At 44.1% G+C, this 3,674-nt stretch carries 4 protein-coding genes and 1 pseudogene; 1 reads left to right on the forward strand and 4 read right to left on the reverse strand.

The annotated features are described in order from the left end of the window. Nucleotides 1–348: RpnC/YadD family protein (locus tag IM479_RS18850; protein WP_502845721.1), on the forward strand; the 348-nt coding region annotated here is incomplete at its 5' end. Between the two features lie 63 nt (nt 349–411). Here IM479_RS18850 and IM479_RS22845 read toward each other — a convergent pair. From IM479_RS22845 to IM479_RS18870, 4 genes and pseudogenes are all read right to left on the reverse strand, one after another. Then, a pseudogene (locus IM479_RS22845) lies at nt 412–492 on the reverse strand (PEP-CTERM sorting domain-containing protein); the annotation flags it as partial. A gap of 88 nt (nt 493–580) precedes the next feature. Further along, nucleotides 581–1,759, reverse strand: coding sequence for an LL-diaminopimelate aminotransferase (locus IM479_RS18860; RefSeq protein ID WP_287684123.1), 1,179 nt, complete (start codon nt 1,757–1,759; stop codon nt 581–583). 16 nt (nt 1,760–1,775) lie between these two features. Then, nucleotides 1,776–2,138, reverse strand: a complete 363-nt coding sequence (locus tag IM479_RS18865) for a thioredoxin family protein (protein ID WP_287684124.1) — start codon at nt 2,136–2,138, stop codon at nt 1,776–1,778. 45 nt (nt 2,139–2,183) lie between these two features. After that, nucleotides 2,184–3,062: an ABC transporter permease gene (locus tag IM479_RS18870; RefSeq protein ID WP_287684125.1), complete on the reverse strand. Its 879-nt coding sequence runs from the start codon at nt 3,060–3,062 to the stop codon at nt 2,184–2,186. Nucleotides 3,063–3,674 lie beyond the last annotated feature (612 nt).

Genomic DNA, 3,674 nt, shown 5'->3' on the forward strand with positions numbered 1-3,674 from the left:
CTCAGCAATACCGATGACCCCGAACAGGTGTTAAGTCAGGTGTCCCGTTCTCTAGAAACTATCTCCCAAAAACAGGTGCAAAGCAATCTCGCAGCCGCTACCAGTATTCTCGCTGGGTTAGTATTAAATCGAGAGACGATTAAAAATATTCTTCGGAGTGACATTATGAGAGAATCCGTCATCTATCAAGATATTTTAGAGGAAGGCAGAGAGGAAGGCGAGGAAGAAAAAGCTCGACAAATTGCCATGAAAATGCTATCCGCCGGTTTTTCTATCCCAGAAATCGCCCGATTTACTGATTTATCCCCCGCAACTATCGAGGAATTACAAAGGCAGCAGCACAATTAAAGCTTTTAACTGCAAAGGTAGGGAATTAGGGAAATTTTAACTCATCTCCCCACCCCACACCGGTTAACGACGTTTAGCGAGGCGACGCACCACTAAACCACTACCTAGTATGCCCAATCCGATAATACCAGAAGGTTCGGGCGTGGACACATTACCAATATCACCCGGAATATCAGAAGCAACAAGGCGAAAGTTATCCATTGCAGCATAACCACTGCTTAGAATATCGGTTTTATCCCAAAAAAGCGCCAATTTTCTCCACGGCAGCCTCTAGAATATCGGGATCGTGAACTAAGGCAAAACGCACATACCCCTCACCACCCTTACCAAAACCGGAACCGGGGGAAACAGCGACACCGGTTTGGGCCACCAATTGCCGACAAAAATCGACGGAATTACCCGACCAACTGGGGGGAATTTTCGCCCAAACGTACATAGTGGCAGCCGGAGTGGCAACTGGCCAACCGATGCGATTTAGGGCATTAATAAACACATTCCGGCGTTTTTGGAAGATAGCTACGGTTTCTTTGACCGAATCTTGATTACCAGTTAAAGCAGCGATCGCACCGTTGAGGATGCCCAAATACTGATTAAAATCAACCATGGCTTTAATCTGTCGCAAAGCCATAATTAACTGCGGGTTGCCAATGGCAAAACCGATGCGAAAACCGCCCATATTATAGGACTTGGAGAAGGTAAAAAACTCGATCGAATTAGTTTTAGCTCGATCGGCCTGTAAAATTGACGGAGGAGGCGATGTTCCCGCAAAAAAGATGTCTAGATAGGGAAAATCGTGGATTAAAACTAAATTATGCTGACGGCAAAAATCAACCGCTTTTTGGAAAAATGCTAAAGGCGCGATCGCTGTGGTGGGATTATGGGGATAACTCAAGACCATCAGCTTCGATTGTGCCAGCACTGGCTCAGGAATGTCCTCTAAAACCGGCAGAAAGTCATTTTTTGCCAAAATTGGCATTCCGTAGATTTGACCGCCCGCAAGGACAACACCGCCTAAATGGGAGGGATAACCCGGATCGAGGAGTAGGGCAAAATCCCCGGGGTTGAGAATGGCCAAAGGTAGATGGGCCGTGCCTTCCTGAGAACCGATTAGGGGTAAAATCTCCGTTTCCGGATCGACGGGGACACCAAAGCGATCGCTATACCAGTTAGCGGCAGTTATTCGGAAGTCTCGCGTACCATTATGGAGTAAATAGCCGTGGGTGTGAGGATCGTGGAGAGATTGCTCGATAGCATCGATAACGTGGGGAGCAGCACCAAGATCGGAGGAACCGAGCGAAAGATCGATAATGGTATTACCCGCTTCTCTACTAGCAGCTTTTGCCCGATCCATATCGGCAAAAACGTTGGATTGCAGTGCCTGTAAGCGGTTTGCTAGGGTTAAGTCATTCATAACCACAGATACCTAATTAGCTGACATAGGTATCGATAAAAGATTGTAATTGTTGTTTGCCGAGCGCCCCTTCATGAGTGGCAATAATTTTGTTATCTTTAAAGATGCGTAAAGCGGGAACACCTTTCACATCACATTTAGCCACCGAGTTGGGGTTAGGGTCCACCTCTAGTTTAACTACTTTTAGCTGTTCGCCGTAGGCTTCCGCCACCCAATCGATCGAGGGAGATACCAGACGGCACGGACCGCACCAACTCGCCCAAAAATAGACTAAAACGGGTTTTTCGACCTCAAAAACCTCTTGGTCAAACTTCTGATCGCTAATGACAGTTACGCTACTCACAGTATTTATTTCCTCACCATCGCTACTGATCATCATAGAGGTTCTCGGTAATTTTCGGCAATTATCCACTTCTACGCTTCCTTAAACATTAGGATCAAAGACATCCCGTAAACCATCACCGATAAAATTAATACTTAACACCGTGATCACGATAGCTAGAGCGGGAAAAATGACCAAGTGGGGGGCAGTTGTCAAGTAATCTTTAGCTTTAAATAACATTTGGCCCCAAGTCGGCACATCGGGGGGGAAACCCAAACCCAAAAAACTCAGGGTTGACTCGGTAATAATCGCATTACCCACCGCTAAAGTAGCCGCCACGATAATCATTCCCAAAACATTAGGCAATAAATGCACCCAGATTAAACGGAAAGGACTGGCCCCCAAAGCAATCGCAGCCGAGATAAATTCCATCTCCCGTATTTTTAAGAAATTTCCCCGCACCAATCGCGCCACCGACATCCAGTTTAAACCCCCGATTACCAAAACCACAAGGATAAAAATGCCCGTTTCCGGTCCAGCGATTTTTTTGATACTATCGCGAAATAGATAGACAATCAGTAAAAGTAGGGGCAATTGGGGCAAAGATAGGAATAAATCCGTTAATCGCATCAATAAGCCATCGATCGCACCCCCGTAAAACCCAGAAATAGCCCCGATCGCTGTCCCTAGAATCATCGCCACTATCATAGCAGCAATTGCCACCGCTAGAGAAATTCGACCCCCCACCAAGATTCTCGCCAATTGATCCTGGCCTAGATCATTAGTCCCGAAAAGATGTTTTAAACTAGGGGGAGCCGTAGCTTGACTGAAATCGATCGCATCGATAGGGACTCGATAGAAAATCGGACCGAATAGGACAGCAAGAATAATTATCATTAATGCGATCGCTCCTATTACCGCCGGGGGATCTCGGTAAAAACGTCGCCAAGTATCGATAATTGCAGAAGACAGGGGAGACATAAGCTGTTAAGTGTTTAAATTACTTGTTGAGATAAGGCACTCTTGCATTGGGGGAGATTCCGCTAATCTAAGAATAAGCGGTTTAAATGCGTCTTAGCTTACCAAATACGGAGAAAGTTTGAAGTTTTTTGAGCAGTCTTTACCAGAAGACAATAATTTAATTCATCCTCCACTTTTAAAGGCTAAAATTCAATCTTTGCTACCCAAAAAAGCTGATTTTATTTTACATGATGAATGAGAAACGATTAATGATAGTTGTTATGTTATCCGAATTGAATGGCTTCAAGAATTAGAATCACAGTATATTGGGGATACAGATACGACGTTAGATTGTCTAGAAATATTACCACAAGAGTTGATTAATGTAATGGTTGAATAAGAAATAAATTGTTTCTAAATATAAAACCTTAGATAAAGCTAGGACAATAATCGTAAATCGGGAAAAATATACCGAGAATTAATTGACACAATTAAGTAGGGTTTGCTGAATAAATCTAAAAACCTTATCCAACAAGGTTTTTAGACTTTTTTTCCCTCAAAAAGTGCCGACCCTTGGAGTGATTGGGGGGAAAATTCAGGGACTTTTTCCCTGAAAATTAGGTAATTGACCAC

This window comes from Microcystis sp. M165S2, assembly GCF_020245885.1.
Taxonomy (GTDB): Bacteria; Cyanobacteriota; Cyanobacteriia; order Cyanobacteriales; family Microcystaceae; genus Microcystis.

What these genes read in the sequence shown, in the direction of transcription:
- IM479_RS18865 (WP_287684124.1), bottom strand. Translation starts at nt 2,138, where the DNA reads ATGATGATCAGTAGCGATGGTGAGGAAATAAATACTGTGAGTAGCGTA.
- IM479_RS18870 (WP_287684125.1), bottom strand. Translation starts at nt 3,062, where the DNA reads ATGTCTCCCCTGTCTTCTGCAATTATCGATACTTGGCGACGTTTTTAC.
- IM479_RS18860 (WP_287684123.1), bottom strand. Translation starts at nt 1,759, where the DNA reads ATGAATGACTTAACCCTAGCAAACCGCTTACAGGCACTGCAATCCAAC.